Origin of the sequence: Pseudomonas sp. MIACH, from assembly GCF_001269925.1 — a bacterium.
In the GTDB taxonomy this organism is placed as follows: domain Bacteria; phylum Pseudomonadota; class Gammaproteobacteria; order Pseudomonadales; family Pseudomonadaceae; genus Aquipseudomonas.
The window spans coordinates 1-15,649 of the sequence record NZ_LHVO01000056.1; the positions used below are offsets into that span (position 1 = coordinate 1).

The window sequence follows — 15,649 nt, forward strand, 5'->3', positions numbered from 1 at the left end:
CAACTTCAACCACTTGCGCTTCCGATCTCTCGTTAGCGGGAGGCGAATTCTACAGCGTTACACGCTGCTGTCAACACCTCTTTTTCTCCGCTTTCGACCGAGAAGATCGAATCGTTAATAGTGCCAAATAACACGACGCTATCAACTCCTTCTGGGCTTCGATGAACTGAAGCAAACCGCTGTCTAATCTTGCATAACTCTTTGTTTATCAAGGAGTTTTACGTTTCGACTGCGCCGGAAGTGGGGCGAATTATAGACTTCTAGGATCTGCGGTCAAGCGTTAATTACGCTTTTGTTGCAGAGGGTGCTTTTTTAGCAATAAGTCGGGGGATTCGGCGCGCTACCGGCGGTACACGCAACACCAGGAGCAGCGCACCTATAGAAGCATAGATCGCCCATTCCTTCAGATCGGCCCGCACGATCCACAACATATGCAACAAACCAAGCCCAAGAATCACATACACCAGACGATGCAGCTTCTTCCAACGACTACCCAGTCGGCGTTGGCTATAGCGATTGGACGTCACCGCCAGCACCAACAAAGACAGGAACCCTAATGCCCCGACAATGATGTAAGGCCGCTTACGCAGCTCCACACCCAATTGCGACCAATCCAGTCCCAGGACAAACACACAGTACGCCGCCAAATGCAGCACTACATAAGCAAAGCACCACAACCCAAGCTGCCGACGCACCGCGATCCACCCAGCCCAACCGCTCAGTTTCTGCAGCGGCGTCATTCCCAGGGTAATCAGCAGCAGGATCAAAGTGCCCAAGCCCAGCCGATCAACCAGCACCTTGCCCGGATCCGGCCCCAAGGCAAAACTCCACGCTTCATATAGCCATAACAATGGCCACACTGCCGCAGTCATAAAAACGCCAATGCGCCAGACGGGGTAACGCATCAGTAGTTCTTCCGTAGATCGAGACCGGTATATAAGGAGGCAACCTCATCCGAGTAGCCATTGAACATCTGCGTCTCACGCACATTGGGACTGAACAGGCCGCTTGGCAGACGGCGCTCCCGCGCCTGGGTCCAACGAGGATGATCCACTGTGGGGTTCACATTGGCATAGAAGCCATACTCATCTGCCGCGATGCTCTGCCAGGTGGTTTTTGGCTGCTCACTCACAAGGCTGATGCGCACGATGGACTTAACGCTCTTAAAACCGTACTTCCATGGCACCACCAGACGTAGCGGCGCACCATTTTGATTAGGCAACTCGCGCCCATACATGCCAACGGCAAGAATCGCCAAAGGGTTCATCGCTTCATCCAGCCGCAACCCTTCTACATAAGGCCAGTCGATCAAGCCAAAACTCGAACGCTGCCCAGGCATACTTTTGGCATCCTGAAGGGTTTCAAAACGGATGTATTTGGCCTTGGAGGTCGGCTCAACCTGCTTGAGTAAGGCAGAGATCGGAAAACCCATCCACGGGATGACCATCGACCACGCCTCTACACAGCGCAAACGATAGATCCGCTCTTCTAATTGATAGGGCTTCATAAAGTCTTCAAGCGCATACCGCCCCGGCTTGGCAACTTCACCATCAATCACCACACTCCAGGGCTCGGTCTTGAGTGAGCCTGCATTTTTCGCAGGATCGCCCTTGTCTGTACCGAACTCATAAAAGTTGTTGTAGTGGGTTGCATCCTTGAACGGGGTGATGGACTCATCCTTGACCGTCACCGCCTGCCATTTCGTTGCCGGCAATTTTTCGGCAAACCAATTGGGCGCCTTGCCAGCCTCAACATCGGGATAACGCGCGGCCTCGTCAGCACTGGCCCAACGCGGCAGGCTGCTGGCAGCAATGCCGACAAGCGCACCACCGAGCAAGCTACGGCGAGAAAGGTAGAAGGACTCAGGCGTGACATCCGATTCTTGGCAATCGGACGCTTTGGGCAATTTGATTAACATGGCAACTCCGCAGCATTGGAGAACTGATGCACCAATAGACTGCGGAGTATGGGGGAAATTACATTAAGGCAACGTTTTGTCCCGACGCATATGCAGCAAGTACTGAATTGGCCCGGAAGCGGCATAGACCAGGAAGGCCAACAGCAGAATCCGAGGAGGGTCACTGAAGACCACCGCAAACACCAGTACCACTGCCAGGATCGCCACAAAAGGTACACGCCCTTTGAGATCAAGCTCCTTGAAGCTGTTGTACTTGATGTTGCTGACCATCAGCATACCGGCCGCAGCAACCATCAGCGCCACCAGGAACGACATTTTCGACCCCTGGATGCCGTAGTCGCTGAACGCCCAGACAATACCCGCCACCACGCCTGCCGCTGCCGGACTGGCCAAACCAATGAAGTAACGCTTGTCAGCAGTCCCCACCTGGGTATTGAAGCGCGCCAGACGCAGCGCCGCACCTGCGACATAGATGAAGGCAACCATCCAGCCAACCTTGCCCATATCACCCAGCGCCCAGGCGAAGGCCAGCAGTGCAGGCGCAACACCAAAGGCAACCATGTCCGATAGCGAGTCATACTCGGCACCGAAGGCGCTTTGGGTGTTGGTCATGCGCGCCACGCGACCATCAAGGCCGTCCAACACCATGGCCACGAAAATTGCGATGGCAGCAAAGCCGAAATACTTGCTGGCGCTCGCCGCATCACCCGCCGCCAGTGCGCTCTGGGCACTCATGGAGTTGATAATGGAATAGAACCCGGCAAACAAGTTTGCCGTAGTGAACAGATTGGGCAGCAAATAGATGCCACGATGCCGGACCTTGCGGCCTTCAGCGTCATGCCCTTCTTCGACATGCTCATCGATCGGCAGCAGGCTTTCGGCGTCAGAAGCCTGGTTTGGCTCTTCGGGACGTTCGCTCATGGACTTTACCTTGCAACGGTGTGAAAAAAATTCGACCAATACTTGCGGCGAGTGTTCGCCCGCAAACGATGCAGCTTTATACCAGAACCCGCCCCCCAAACGAAAAAACGCGGCCTAAGCCGCGTTTTCTGTTGATGCGTACGACTTAGTTTTTAGCTTTATCGACGATCTTGTTGGCACCGATCCACGGCATCATGGAGCGCAGTTGCTCGCCGATGACTTCGATACCGTGCGCAGCGTTGTTGCGACGCTTGGCGGTCATCGAAGGGTAGCCGGTAGCGCCTTCGCTGATGAACATTTTGGCGTATTCGCCATCCTGAATACGTTTCAGGGCGTTGCGCATAGCCTGGCGGGACTCGGCGTTGATCACTTCCGGGCCAGTCACGTACTCGCCGTATTCGGCGTTGTTGGAGATCGAGTAGTTCATGTTGGCGATACCGCCTTCGTACATGAGGTCAACGATCAGCTTCAGTTCGTGCAGGCATTCGAAGTAGGCCATTTCCGGCGCGTAGCCAGCTTCAACCAGGGTTTCGAAACCGGCTTTAACCAGCTCAACGGTACCGCCGCACAGAACGGCTTGCTCGCCGAACAGGTCGGTTTCGGTCTCGTCCTTGAAGGTGGTTTCGATGATGCCGGTACGACCGCCACCTACGCCAGCAGCGTAAGACAGCGCAACGTTCTTGGCGTTGCCCGAAGCATCCTGGTAGATCGCGATCAGGTCAGGGATACCGCCGCCTTTAACGAACTCGGAACGTACGGTGTGACCCGGTGCTTTCGGCGCGATCATGATCACGTCGAGGTCAGCGCGCGGCACAACCTGGTTGTAGTGGATCGCGAAGCCGTGGGAGAAGGCCAGGGTGGCGCCCTTCTTGATATTCGGCTCGATTTCGTTCTTGTACAGCGCGGACTGGAACTCGTCCGGGGTCAGGATCATGACCAGGTCGGCAGCAGCAACGGCGGAAGCAACGTCAGTCACTTTCAGGCCGTGGGCTTCCGCCTTGGCAACGGTGGCCGAGCCTTTACGCAGGCCAACAGTCACGTCAACGCCGGAGTCTTTCAGGTTGCAAGCTTGCGCGTGACCCTGGGAGCCGTAGCCGATGATGGCGACTTTCTTGCCCTGGATGATCGACAGGTCACAATCTTTATCGTAATAAACTTTCATGAGGTTCCTCTATATATCCAGGCCTTAAGGCCATTCGCTAATTTGGGTTAGATGCTGAGTACTTTGTCGCCACGGGCAATCCCGGTGACACCACTGCGTACCGTTTCCAGAATCGAGGCCGTCCCGATCGACTGGATGAAGCTGTCCAGTTTGTCGCTCGTACCGGTCAGCTGAACGGTATAAACGCTGGCGCTCACATCGACGATCTGCCCGCGATAAATATCGGTAGTGCGCTTGATCTCGGCACGCTGGGCACCCGTGGCCTTGACTTTAACCAACATCAGCTCGCGCTCGATGTGGGCACTCTCCGACAGGTCGACCAGCTTGACCACTTCGATCAGCTTGTTGAGGTTCTTGGTGATCTGCTCGATCACCTCATCATGGCCAACGGTGGTCAACGTCAGGCGCGACAGGGTCGGGTCTTCGGTCGGCGCCACGGTCAGGCTTTCGATGTTGTAGTTACGTTGCGAAAACAGGCCGACAACACGAGACAGAGCGCCGGGTTCGTTCTCCAGAAGCAGGGAGATAATGTGCCGCATGATTAAGTACGCTCCGTCTTGTTCAGCCACATATCGCGCATAGAGCCGTCTTTGATCTGCATCGGGTACACGTGCTCGCTGGTATCCACCTGAATATCGAGGAACACCAGGCGGTCCTTCATGGCGAACGCTTCTTCCATCTTCGGCTTCAGATCTTTCAGATCGGTGATGCGAACGCCAACGTGGCCATAGGCTTCAACCAACTTGATGAAATCCGGCAACGATTCCATGTAGGAATGGGAATGACGGCTACCGTAGCTCATGTCCTGCCACTGACGAACCATACCCAGCACACCGTTGTTCAAGCAGACAATCTTCACGGGAAGACCGTACTGCAGGCACGTCGACAGTTCCTGGATGTTCATCTGAATGCTGCCTTCACCGGTGACGCATGCGACGTCAGAGTCCGGGAAACTCAGCTTCACACCCATGGCTGCTGGGAAACCAAAGCCCATCGTGCCCAGGCCACCGGAGTTGATCCAGCGGTTAGGCTTGTCGAACTTGTAGTACTGCGCGGCGAACATCTGGTGCTGGCCCACATCGGAGGTCACAAAGGCGTCGCCCTTGGTCACTTCGCAGAGGGTCTCGATCACGGTCTGTGGCTTGATGATGCTGCCGTCGCCCTTGTCGTAAGGGAACAGGCCACGGTCACCACGCCATTCGTCGATCTGCTTCCACCAGCTGGCAACGGATTCCTTGTTCGGCGTCTCGCCGATGTCCTTGAGCGCAGCGACCATTTCAGTCAATACACTTTCAACAGGACCTACGATCGGCACATCGGCCTTGATGGTCTTGGAGATGGACGCCGGGTCGATGTCGATATGGATGATCTTGGCATTCGGGCAGAACTTGCTCGCGCCATTGATCACGCGGTCATCGAAACGCGCACCCACTGCCAGGATCACGTCGGCGTGGTGCATGGTCAGGTTGGCGGTGTAGCTGCCGTGCATGCCCAGCATACCCACGAACTGACGGTCCGTACCCGGGAATGCGCCAAGGCCCATCAGGGTGTTGGTTACCGGCAGGTTGAGCAGCTTGGCCAGTTCGGTCAGCGGTGCGGAACCGCCGCCCAGAATCACGCCACCACCCGAGTACAGCACTGGACGCTTGGCCGCCAGGAGCATCTCTGCCGCCTTGCGGATTTGCCCCGAGTGCCCACGGACGGCCGGGCTGTAGGAACGCAGCTTGGCTTTCTTCGGGAAAACGTATTCGAATTTTTCAGCCGGGTTGGTCATGTCTTTCGGGATATCGACCACGACAGGGCCCGGGCGACCGGACTGCGCGAGGTAGAAGGCCTTTTTCATGATTTCCGGGATTTCCGACGCATGCTTGATCATGAAGCTGTGTTTCACGATCGGCCTGGAGATACCGATCATGTCGGTTTCCTGGAACGCATCGGTCCCCACCATCGTGCTTGGCACCTGGCCGGAAATGATCACCATCGGGATGGAGTCCATATAAGCAGTCGCAATGCCAGTAATGGCATTGGTTGCGCCTGGACCGGACGTTACCAGTACCACGCCGGCTTTACCGGTGGCACGGGCGTAACCGTCAGCCATATGGGTCGCGGCCTGCTCGTGGCGAACCAGGATGTGGGTAACAGCCGGTTCCTTGAACAGTGCGTCGTAGACATGCAGCAGAGCACCACCTGGGTACCCGTAGATATAGTCGACGCCTTCGTCACGCAAAAAGCGGACGAGCATCTCACCGCCAGATAAAAGCTCCACGTTGTTCACCTCTAAAACGCCAGAATACCGTCCGTTGAAAACCGACGGGTCTTAATAGGTTTACTTCTCAACAGAGCATGAGCGACGGTGGTCGCCGACTACGTCAGCACTGACTGAGCAAGTATTGGGATCGTCCCAAGTGTTGCGGGCTTTTCCCACCCAGCGCGAGGTAACGCGTTGCGGGTGTAACAGGTCGGCGCGGATGTGCGCCTCATGATCTGCTGAGCGGGCCTGCTTCTGGCAGTCCCGATACAGCGGACTTTGGATTCTTCTGTTTCAGGCCTCTCAAGTCAAGCAATAATTGCGCTTTTTTCCAACTAAGCGCATGAGAACGCAGAAGAAAGGGCTTTGATGAGGGATAAAACTCGCCTGAATGTCGTCAAGCGGTAGAAATGTGCGCAAGACTGCCGGAAAAACCGGCAGCCAGGCAATTAACGAGCGTCGACGATCAGTTGATCGAACTTTTTCAGCGCATTACGCAAGCCAAGGCTCTCTCGCGGCCGATCGGCATAGACCATCTCGGCCATTTCGAGAATGCCTGAAGCATTGGGCAACGGCAGATCCTGTTCGAGGATCTGTTTCATGCGCACCAGGAAGACCCATTGCAGCCACTGGTGGAAGTCCAAGGTGTCGACAGAGAACGGCTCAACGCTGCTCAGTGCTTCGGCGCTGGGGGACACTTCGTCCCACCAGCCCTGCACACGCAATTCGCGCTCGATCAGCAATAACTGTTCGGCAATCGCGGGAAAACGTACATCCATCAGAGGCTGACCTTGGCTTTCTGCCGGGCCTGGGCAGCGCCGGCGGCGTCACCTTGTGCGGCGCGCGCATCACCAATCAAAGCCCACAGACTGGCTTGAAGGTCAGGACGGCCGTTGGCCAGGGTTAGGCCACGACGCGCAAATTGCTCAGCCTGCGGCGCATCGCCCTGGGCCATGCGTACCTGAGCCAGGCGATACAGCACTTGCGGCTCGCGCGGTGCAACACGTTGCGCACGCTCAAGGCTGGATGACGCACCATTCAGGTCACCACCCGCCTGCTGTTGCTGGGCAGTGGTCAGCAACGCCAGTACCGGACCGTCCAACTGCTCGTCAGCCGACAGGCCGCCAGCGCTGGAGGACGATGGAATGCCACTCGGCGTCGACGGCATGTTGTAGGTGCCCTGGTTGATCGGCGCGGTCTGCATCGGCGCGGAATCGATCGGCCCGGAGGCACTTGGCCCAGGCGTCCAAGGCTCGGCACTGATTGGCGCCGAGGTGGCCGCACCGCCGCCTGGCACCATTACGACCACACCCGAATCCTGCGGCACCGCCTGAGTTTTGGCCTGGGCCGGACGGTTGGTCACGGTTTGGCGAAAACCACCGTTGGCCGAGATCCGGTCGTTATTGGAAACAGCTGTACTCGAATCCACCACAGGAATAGAGCCGCGCTGCACGCTGGAGCAACCGCCGAGCAAAGCCAGAGCTGTAATAGCTGGAATAAACCACTTGTTCACTTGAAACCCTCTTTGCTTAATTCATCCAGCCCTTGACCCAATCCATCACCGATTCCGCATCTGCAGGGGCACCGCCACCGCACGCAGCACCGGGTGGTGGTTCGCTGCCGCGAATATACGGCATCTGCACCGCGCCCGGACAGTTGGCATCGGAGCCCTGGCCGGTATGCGGATCAATCCAGGCCTGCACAATGTTATCCGGCTGCGGCATGTTCAACGGCAGCGGGTCAGCCTTGCGCATAAAACTGGTCCAGACCTGCAATGCGCCGGTGGCACCGGTAAATGGCGTCTTGCCATTATCGTCACGACCCAGCCACACCACTGCGAGCACATCCTGACCGAAACCTGCGAACCAGCTATCGCGCGAGTCGTTACTGGTACCGGTCTTACCCGCCAGCGTCAGGTTGGAAGGCAACACCTTATAGACCGAGCTACCGGTACCTTCACGCATGACACGCTGCATGGCGTTCTGGATCAGATAGATGGAGCCCGCATCGAAACGCTGCTGAATCTGGAACGGATAGCGCTTGAGCGGCTCACCCTCAGCCGTCAGTACACTGCGAATCCCGCGCATCGGGGTATTGAAGCCACCGTTGGCGAGGGTCTGGTACATGGTCGCCACCTCAATCGGCGTCATGGCGCCGGCGCCCAGCAGAATCGATGGGAAGGCCGGGAATTCGCGGGTAATGCCCAGGCGAGCGAGTGTCTTGAGGACATTCGGCACGCCAACCTCAAGCCCCAGCCGAGACGTGGAAATGTTGTAGGAATGCGCCAAGCCCTGATACAGGAATACCGTGCCGTGGGAGCGGCGATCAAAGTTCTGCGGCGTCCAAACCTGGCCGTCGGCCCCTTTGACCGACAGCGGGTCATCCGACAGCCAACTGGTGAGGGTGTATTTGCTCGGTTTTTCCAACGCCGTCAGGTAGACCGCTGGCTTGACCAGCGAGCCGATCGGCCGCACCGCATCCAGTGCGCGATTGAACCCGGCAAAGCTGGCCTGGCGGCTGCCGATCATGGCCTGGACTTCACCGGTTTCCGGGTTGGTCACCACCATTGCGGCTTCTACTTCGTCGGCACCCTTACGGCCCGTCAAGCGTTTGAAGGTGTCGTTGACCGACGCTTCTGCCTTCATCTGCAGAATCGGGTCGAAGCTGGTGAAGATCCGCAGGCCCTCTTCGGTCAAGTCTTCGTCGCGATAGTCTTCACGCAACTGGCGCTTTACCAGATCGATAAAGCCTGGGAATGAACTGTCTGCCAACTTCCCGCGGGTTGTCACACCCAGTGGCATTTTCTTCGCCGCGGCAACTTGTTCAGCCGTGGCAACGCCTTGCTGCTCCAGCACATCGAGCACCAGGTTACGGCGCTCCAGCGCACGCTCGGGATTGCGACGCGGGTTGTAGTAGGACGGCCCCTTGACCATGCCCACCAACAAGGCCACTTGATGCAGCTTCAACTCGGACAGCGGCTGACCGAAGAAGAACTGGCTGGCCAAACCGAAACCGTGCACCGCGCGCTGGCCATCCTGGCCGACGAATACCTCGTTGAGGTACGCCTCAAGGATCTCCTGCTTGCTGTAGTGCAGTTCAAGCAGCATCGCCATCATGGCTTCGGTGAGCTTGCGGGTCAGGCTGCGCTCGTTGGTCAGGTAGAAGTTTTTCACCAACTGCTGGGTCAGCGTACTGCCGCCCTGGGTCATCCTGCCGCCGGAAGTATTCACCCAGACGGCACGGGCGATCGACTTCGGCGAAACACCCCAGTGACTATAAAAGTCACGATCCTCTACAGCCACCAACGTTTCGAGCAGATACGGCGGCACCTGATCAAGCTTGATCAGGATGCGATCTTCAAGATTCTTCGGGTAAATCCCGCCGATCATCAGCGGTTCAAGGCGTACCACCGGTAACTTCGAGCCGTTGAGCGAGGACAGCTCGGCCACATAGTCGCCGGAGAAGCGCACGCGCACCGGCTGGGCTTTTTCCAGGCCTTCATAGAACTGAAAGCCGCGCGTATTGAGGTCGACGGTATTGCCGCTGACCGCCGCCGCGCCCGGACCATTGCTCACGGGTTCGCGTCGGTAGCCCAGGGCGTCGAGCTCGGTGAGGAAATCATCCTTGCTCAGCTTCTGGCCGGTGAACAGCTCCAGTGGGCGTGCATACACCTTGGCCGGAATGGTCCAGCGCTTGCCGGAGAATTTCTCCTGGACCACAGCGTCGAGGTACACCGCAAAGCCGGCGAGCACCACAAGGCCCACCAGGCCGAGCTTGAGCGCCCAGCCAAGCCACGGACGCAGGCCGCGGGAAGGAGGTTTTTTACGGGAACGGGGAGATCGGGATCGAGTCATGGCGGCGGATTATACGCACTTTATTGATGATCAACATGAGCCGGACAGCGGTTTGCACGACCGCCCGTAGCAGCCATAATGCGCGCCATGATTTCCCCCCGACTCTGAAGGATCGCCCGTGAGCCAGTCACTGATCGCAGCCCTGCAAAACCCGGCTTTGTACCCTCATCCGGTTGAAGCGTTCCAAGTCATCGAAACGCATATTTCCTGGGTCATCCTGACCGGTCCCTACGCCTATAAATTGAAGAAACCGATGAACTTCGGGTTTCTGGACTTCACCGACCTGGAAAAACGCGGGCATTTCTGCAACGAAGAACTGCGCCTCAACCAGCGTCTGACAACCGATTTGTATCTGGACGTGTTGCCGATTACCGGCACTGCCGACGCCCCGCAATTAGGTGGCGACGGTCCGGTGATCGAATACGCCCTGAAGATGCGTCAGTTCCCGCAAAGCCAACTGCTCAGCACCCTGCAGGCCAATGGCGAACTGACCGCCGCACACATCGATGAAATGGCCAGGCAGATCGCGCACTTTCACCTCACCGCACCTAAAGTGCCGCAAGACCATGTGGCCGGCACCCCGGATGAAGTGATTGCGCCGGTACGGCAGAACTTCGACCAGATCCGTCCATTCCTCAGCGACAAAGCCGACCTGATCCAACTGGAAGCCCTGCAAGCCTGGGCCGAAAGCAGCTTCGAGCGCCTGAAACCGCTGCTGGCACAGCGCAAGCTCGACGGTTTCACCCGCGAATGCCACGGTGATATTCACCTCGGCAACGCCACCTTGATTGACGGCAACGTGGTGATCTTCGACTGCATCGAGTTCAACGAACCGTTTCGCTTCACCGATGTGTACGCCGACACCGGCTTTCTGGCCATGGACCTGGAAGACCGCGGCCTCAAGTCCCTGGCCCGTCGCTTTATCAGCCAGTACCTGGAACTGACCGGTGACTATCAGGGCCTTGAAGTGCTCAACTTCTATAAAGCCTACCGCGCCCTGGTCCGTGCCAAGGTGTCTCTGTTCAGCATGCCGAGCGAGGCAAGCCCGGTGCAACGCGCCACAACCCTGCGCCAGTACCGCAACTACGCCAACCTGGCGGAAAGCTACAGCACCATTCCATCGCGCTTCCTGGCGATTACCCATGGCGTCTCGGCAGTGGGCAAAAGCCACGTTGCCATGCGTCTGGTGGAAGCACTAGGCGCTGTGCGCGTGCGCTCGGACGTGGAGCGCAAGCGCATGTTCGGCGAGCAGCAGGTGGAAAACACGCCACAGGCCGGCATCTACGCATCCGACGTCAGCGCCAAGACCTACGCGCGCTTGAATGAAATCGCGGATACCGTGCTGCGCGCCGGCTTCCCGGTAGTACTGGATGCCACCTTCCTGAAACGCGAACAACGCGACGCAGCAGCCAAGGTTGCCGAAGCAACGGGGGCGCCGTTCCTGATTCTGGACTGCAACGCGCCACACGCCGTTATCACCAGTTGGTTGGCGCAACGTCAGGCAGACAAAAACGATCCGTCCGACGCGACGCTAACCATTATCGAAGAACAGCAGGCCAACCGTGACCCACTGACCGCCGAAGAACTGCTGTTGAGCAAACGCGTCGAAACCAATCAAAGCGGGACTCTCGATGCGTTGGTGGCACAAATTCGCCAGCGCCTGCCAGGACTGTAAGAAAAATTTCTTGGTCGTGTCGCCTCCTTGGGCGCACGCCCAAGGAATAGTGGCACTATAATGGCGTCATAATTCCAACAGGAGTCGTTTTCATGAGTCAGCCCAAGCTTCTAGACACACCGCTCTACGCACTCCTGCATAAAGACGACATTCGTGGTTTTAATCAGCAGCGCCCTGCAGACGGCATTATCGATATGCGTGGTGGCGATTTCCGTGGCCTGGACTTACGTGAACTGAACGCCATCGGTGTGGATTTCACCGACGCGTATTTTCGCTCCACCGACTTGCGCGGCCTGGATTTGCGCGACTGCTCTTTGGAAGGCGCCAGCCTGGCCCACGCGCAGATTTCGGGCACCTACTTCCCGCCTGAGTTGACTGCCGACGAGATCCTCATGTCGGTCAATTTCGGCACGCGCCTGCGCTATCGCACCAAGTAAGATTCGATCCAAGCCCGACTACGCGCAACGCGTAGCGGGCGCTTCACGCATGCCCGCCGTCAAAATCCCCGCGCCATTCTTATAAGCTTTTGGCCGTTTCGGACCAAAGAACCACGCTTTTCCTACTGAGCGCTACACTCCTGTTCAGGCTGTCCTGGTCACGATACCCACCGCACCATTCGGCCGTCGCAAGGAGGCTTGATGAACGATGAGCTGCAACACCTGAAAAACCTCGGCAAGACGTCAGCACAGTGGCTGCATGCGGTGGGCATCCACAGTGCGTCAGACCTGCGCCGCCTGGGAGCCGTCGATGCGTATCGAGCAGTCAGGACGCGCGGGTTCCGCGCATCAAAAGTGTTGCTGTATGCAATCGAAGGGGCACTGATGGATGTGCACTGGAACGACATTCCGGTCGAGCGTAAGGAGGCGTTGAACCGCCAGCTGGACGCTATTTCAACTCGGCAGAAGAATTAGCTCGGCTAGTAGGCCCAATATTTACGGACATTTCGAACGGACGTTTGATGAAAACGGAAAATCGCGCGAAAACAATTGTTGACTCTCAAATGAGAATCGTTATGATTATCACAACTGGTCGCGAGATCAGCCGATAACTGAAAGACCATTGGTTCGGACTCTCAGATTATCTCCTCATCAGGCTAATCACGGTTATTTGACCCGGCTCTTGCCGGGTCTTTTTTTGCCTGAAAAAAGGCACACCTCAGCGTGCAATGATCAGCGGGTGACCACGCTCCGGATGCGGCTGCACCAATACATCCAAGCCAAACACTGCTTTAAGCGGCTCAGGCCGAAGCACCCTCACCGGCGTATCCAACGCATGGGGACGCCCCTGCTCCAGCAGCAGGATACGATCACAGTAACGTGCCGCCAGGTTAAGGTCATGGAGGATCACCAGCACAGCCGCACCCCGATCGGCAAAGGTGCGAATCGCTTGCAGGGTCGTATGTTGATGCAAGGGATCCAGCATCGATGTCGGCTCATCCAGCAGCAACGTCTGCCCCGCCTCACCGGGCCATAGCTGCGCCAGCACCCGCGCCAGGTGCACGCGTTGACGCTCGCCGCCAGACAGCGCCAAGTAACTACGACCGCTCAAGTGGTCGACATCCGCCGCCTGCAAGGCTGCGCGTATAACTTCATCATCGCGCACACGCCCCGTCTGATGGGGCAGACGGCCCATGCCAACCACTTCTTCGACACGGAATGCGAAGTCCAGGGTCGAAGTTTGGGGCAACACTGCGAGTCTCTGTGCACGCTGCGATCCGCTCCAGTCTTTCAACGCCTGCGAACCCAGCCACACGTTGCCCTGATCGGGATGTAACTCACCGCACAACGCCCCCAGCAACGTACTCTTGCCTGCGCCATTGGGCCCCAGCACACCAAGCACTTCACCCGGCAGCAGGTCCAGCGTGACATCCGCCAGCACGATCTTGCGGCCACGCCGGATCTGCAGGTCTTCAACACGCAGCATCAGGCACGTCCCCGCAACAACAGGTAAAGAAAAAACGGTGCGCCAATAAATGCCGTCACGATACCAATCGGCAATTCAGCCGGCGCCAAGGCCAGTCGCGCGACCAAATCGGCAAACAGCAACAAACTCGCGCCCGCCAGTATTGACGCCGGCAACAGAACGCGGTGATCCGGCCCGGCCAGCAACCTGACCAGGTGCGGCACCACCAGCCCGACAAAACCAATCATGCCCGCCGCAGCCACCGCAGCGCCCACACCTAATGCGGTACAGAACACCAACTCGCGCTTGAGCCCTTCAACATCAATACCCAGGTGACTGGCCTCGGATTCGCCGAGCAACAGCGCATTCAACGCCGTGGCCCGGCGCGGCAACCAAAGCGCCACACCGGCACTGACCAGCAATAAGGGCCATAGCCGCGAATAGCTCGCGCCGTTGAGACTGCCCAGGTTCCAGAACGTCAGGGTACGCAGGGTGGCGTCGTCCGCCAGGTAGGTGAACAGGCCCACCGCCGAACTTGCCAGCGCAGTGAGGGCAATACCGGCGAGCAGCATCGTCGCCACATTGGTCTGACCGTTGCGCCGCCCCAGTCGATAGACCAGCGCAGTCACGCCCAGCCCGCCAAGAAACGCGCATAGCGACAGCAGATAGGGCCCGAACGCCTCCGGCAACCCGCCGAAAAACGAACCGCCGACAATCGCAATTGCCGCCCCCAGTGCCGCCCCGCTGGAAACCCCGACCAACCCCGGATCGGCCAACGGGTTGCGAAACAGCCCTTGCATGGCCACGCCCGACAGTGCCAATACGCCGCCAACCGCCAGGCCGAGCAACGTACGCGGCAAACGAATCTGCCCCAGGATCAACTCAGCCTGCTCCAGGCCTTGCGCCTCGATCGGCACGCCCAGCAAGCGCAATGCTGCCTTGAGTGTATCCAGCAACGGCAAGCTCACCGGTCCCAATGCCAACGAAAGCCAGATGGCGAACAGGCATAGCAGCGACAGCCCGATAAACAGCGTTTTCGGTTTAACCAGAGTGGTCATGGGGCGGGTTTAGCCTCTGACGGGTAAAAGCCGGCCGAGAGTTTCACAAGACTTTGCGGCAGGCGTGGCCCAAGCCCGCCCACCAGCAAGGTCGGGTCCAGCTCGAACACGCGGCCACGCTTGGCCGCCGGCGTCGAAGCCAGGATCGGATTTTCCTTGAACAGCGCCGCGCGCGCCGCATCCCCCGTAAGGGCGCGGTCGGCAAACACCAGCACATCGGGGCTCAGCCCTGCCAACGACTCTACCGAAAACGGTTTGTAACCACTGTGCGTGGCCAGGTTACGCCCGCCGGCCTGCTGCAACACCCAATCGCCCGCCGTGTCCTTGCCGGCAATCAGCGGCTTGCCGCCAGCATTACCGATCAGCAGCAACACACCGGGTGCCTTCTGCGAGGCCCGAGCCTTGGCGACCCAGTTTTTCTGCTGATCAAGCGCCTGTTCATATCCGGCAAACAATTCACTGGCCTTAGCCTCACCTCCCAGCAACTTACCCAAGTGCTGGAGATTACCCTTCAAGGTCGGCAAATCCGGCTGCGCCGAGAACATTTCGACCTGGACACCTGCACTGCGAATCTGCGCCAGCACCGGCGGCGGCCCCATCTCTTCAGTTCCTACCAGCACCTGCGGGCGCAGGCTGAGAATGCCTTCGGCCGACAATTGCCGCTGATAGCCGATACTTGGCAATGCCTTGAGCGATTCAGGATGCTGACTGGTGGTATCGACGCCTACCAACTTCGATTCACCACCCAATGCCGCGACCCATTCCGACAGAGCCCCACCGGCACTCACCCAGCGTTGTGGCAGTTCAGAGGCTTGCGCCCCATGGTTGACCAGCAGTCCGACAACAAGCGCAATAGCGCTGGCACTCAGGCGCATAACAGGGTTTCCTTCCAAGGGCAGGGCCTTTCGAGC

15 protein-coding genes are annotated in these 15,649 nt (G+C 58.2%); 3 read left to right on the plus strand and 12 right to left on the minus strand.

Annotated elements, in window-relative coordinates:
- Window positions 1-284 precede the first annotated feature (284 nt).
- The 9 genes from msrQ to mrcB all read right to left on the minus strand — a co-directional run bounded on the left by msrQ (window position 285) and on the right by mrcB (window position 10,103).
- Window positions 285-905: a protein-methionine-sulfoxide reductase heme-binding subunit MsrQ gene (gene msrQ / locus AD670_RS22830; RefSeq protein ID WP_053137705.1), complete on the minus strand. Its 621-nt coding sequence runs from the start codon at window positions 903-905 to the stop codon at window positions 285-287.
- Entirely contained in the window at window positions 905-1,918 is a 1,014-nt protein-coding gene (gene msrP / locus AD670_RS22835; protein WP_053137708.1) for a protein-methionine-sulfoxide reductase catalytic subunit MsrP, read from the minus strand. The genes msrQ and msrP overlap by 1 nt, the downstream gene beginning before the upstream one ends.
- A 63-nt stretch (window positions 1,919-1,981) precedes the next feature.
- A complete protein-coding gene (pssA, locus tag AD670_RS22840; protein ID WP_053137711.1) occupies window positions 1,982-2,839 on the minus strand; it encodes a CDP-diacylglycerol--serine O-phosphatidyltransferase in 858 nt (285 codons plus the stop codon).
- 145 nt (window positions 2,840-2,984) lie between these two features.
- Complete coding sequence (gene ilvC / locus AD670_RS22845; protein ID WP_003176099.1) at window positions 2,985-4,001, minus strand: ketol-acid reductoisomerase; 1,017 nt, start codon at window positions 3,999-4,001, stop codon at window positions 2,985-2,987.
- A gap of 47 nt (window positions 4,002-4,048) precedes the next feature.
- Window positions 4,049-4,540 carry an acetolactate synthase small subunit gene (ilvN, locus tag AD670_RS22850; protein WP_003176102.1) on the minus strand — a complete coding sequence of 164 codons (492 nt, stop codon included), beginning with the start codon at window positions 4,538-4,540 and terminating at the stop codon, window positions 4,049-4,051.
- Window positions 4,541-4,542: 2 nt separating this feature from the next.
- Window positions 4,543-6,267 carry an acetolactate synthase 3 large subunit gene (locus tag AD670_RS22855; RefSeq protein WP_053138330.1) on the minus strand — a complete coding sequence of 575 codons (1,725 nt, stop codon included), beginning with the start codon at window positions 6,265-6,267 and terminating at the stop codon, window positions 4,543-4,545.
- A gap of 431 nt (window positions 6,268-6,698) precedes the next feature.
- Window positions 6,699-7,028, minus strand: coding sequence for a YqcC family protein (locus AD670_RS22860; RefSeq protein ID WP_053137714.1), 330 nt, complete (start codon window positions 7,026-7,028; stop codon window positions 6,699-6,701).
- Complete coding sequence (locus AD670_RS22865) at window positions 7,028-7,762, minus strand: M48 family metallopeptidase (protein ID WP_053137718.1); 735 nt, start codon at window positions 7,760-7,762, stop codon at window positions 7,028-7,030. Before AD670_RS22865 ends, AD670_RS22860 begins: the two co-directional genes overlap by 1 nt.
- 16 nt (window positions 7,763-7,778) lie before the next feature.
- Window positions 7,779-10,103 carry a penicillin-binding protein 1B gene (gene mrcB / locus AD670_RS22870; RefSeq protein WP_053137721.1) on the minus strand — a complete coding sequence of 775 codons (2,325 nt, stop codon included), beginning with the start codon at window positions 10,101-10,103 and terminating at the stop codon, window positions 7,779-7,781.
- A gap of 118 nt (window positions 10,104-10,221) precedes the next feature.
- Here mrcB and AD670_RS22875 point away from each other — a divergent pair, with 118 nt between their 5' ends.
- The 3 genes from AD670_RS22875 (at window position 10,222) to AD670_RS22885 (ending at window position 12,689) form a co-directional block, all read left to right on the plus strand.
- Window positions 10,222-11,778: a bifunctional aminoglycoside phosphotransferase/ATP-binding protein gene (locus AD670_RS22875; protein ID WP_053137722.1), complete on the plus strand. Its 1,557-nt coding sequence runs from the start codon at window positions 10,222-10,224 to the stop codon at window positions 11,776-11,778.
- A 92-nt stretch (window positions 11,779-11,870) separates the two neighbouring features.
- Complete coding sequence (locus AD670_RS22880) at window positions 11,871-12,215, plus strand: pentapeptide repeat-containing protein (protein WP_053137723.1); 345 nt, start codon at window positions 11,871-11,873, stop codon at window positions 12,213-12,215.
- Window positions 12,216-12,416: 201 nt separating this feature from the next.
- Window positions 12,417-12,689: a TfoX/Sxy family protein gene (locus AD670_RS22885; protein ID WP_032884753.1), complete on the plus strand. Its 273-nt coding sequence runs from the start codon at window positions 12,417-12,419 to the stop codon at window positions 12,687-12,689.
- Window positions 12,690-12,933: 244 nt separating this feature from the next.
- On the opposite strand, the gene AD670_RS22890 is transcribed toward AD670_RS22885, so the two are convergent.
- The 3 genes from AD670_RS22890 to AD670_RS22900 are packed head-to-tail and all read right to left on the minus strand — an operon-like array spanning window position 12,934 to window position 15,613.
- Window positions 12,934-13,701, minus strand: coding sequence for a heme ABC transporter ATP-binding protein (locus AD670_RS22890; RefSeq protein WP_053137726.1), 768 nt, complete (start codon window positions 13,699-13,701; stop codon window positions 12,934-12,936).
- The gene (locus AD670_RS22895) at window positions 13,701-14,684 is read right to left on the minus strand and encodes an iron ABC transporter permease (RefSeq protein WP_172681520.1); all 984 of its coding nucleotides are present in this window, start codon (window positions 14,682-14,684) and stop codon (window positions 13,701-13,703) included. The genes AD670_RS22890 and AD670_RS22895 overlap by 1 nt, the downstream gene beginning before the upstream one ends.
- A gap of 50 nt (window positions 14,685-14,734) precedes the next feature.
- Window positions 14,735-15,613: a hemin ABC transporter substrate-binding protein gene (locus AD670_RS22900; protein WP_053137731.1), complete on the minus strand. Its 879-nt coding sequence runs from the start codon at window positions 15,611-15,613 to the stop codon at window positions 14,735-14,737.
- Between the last annotated feature and the right edge of the window lie 36 nt (window positions 15,614-15,649).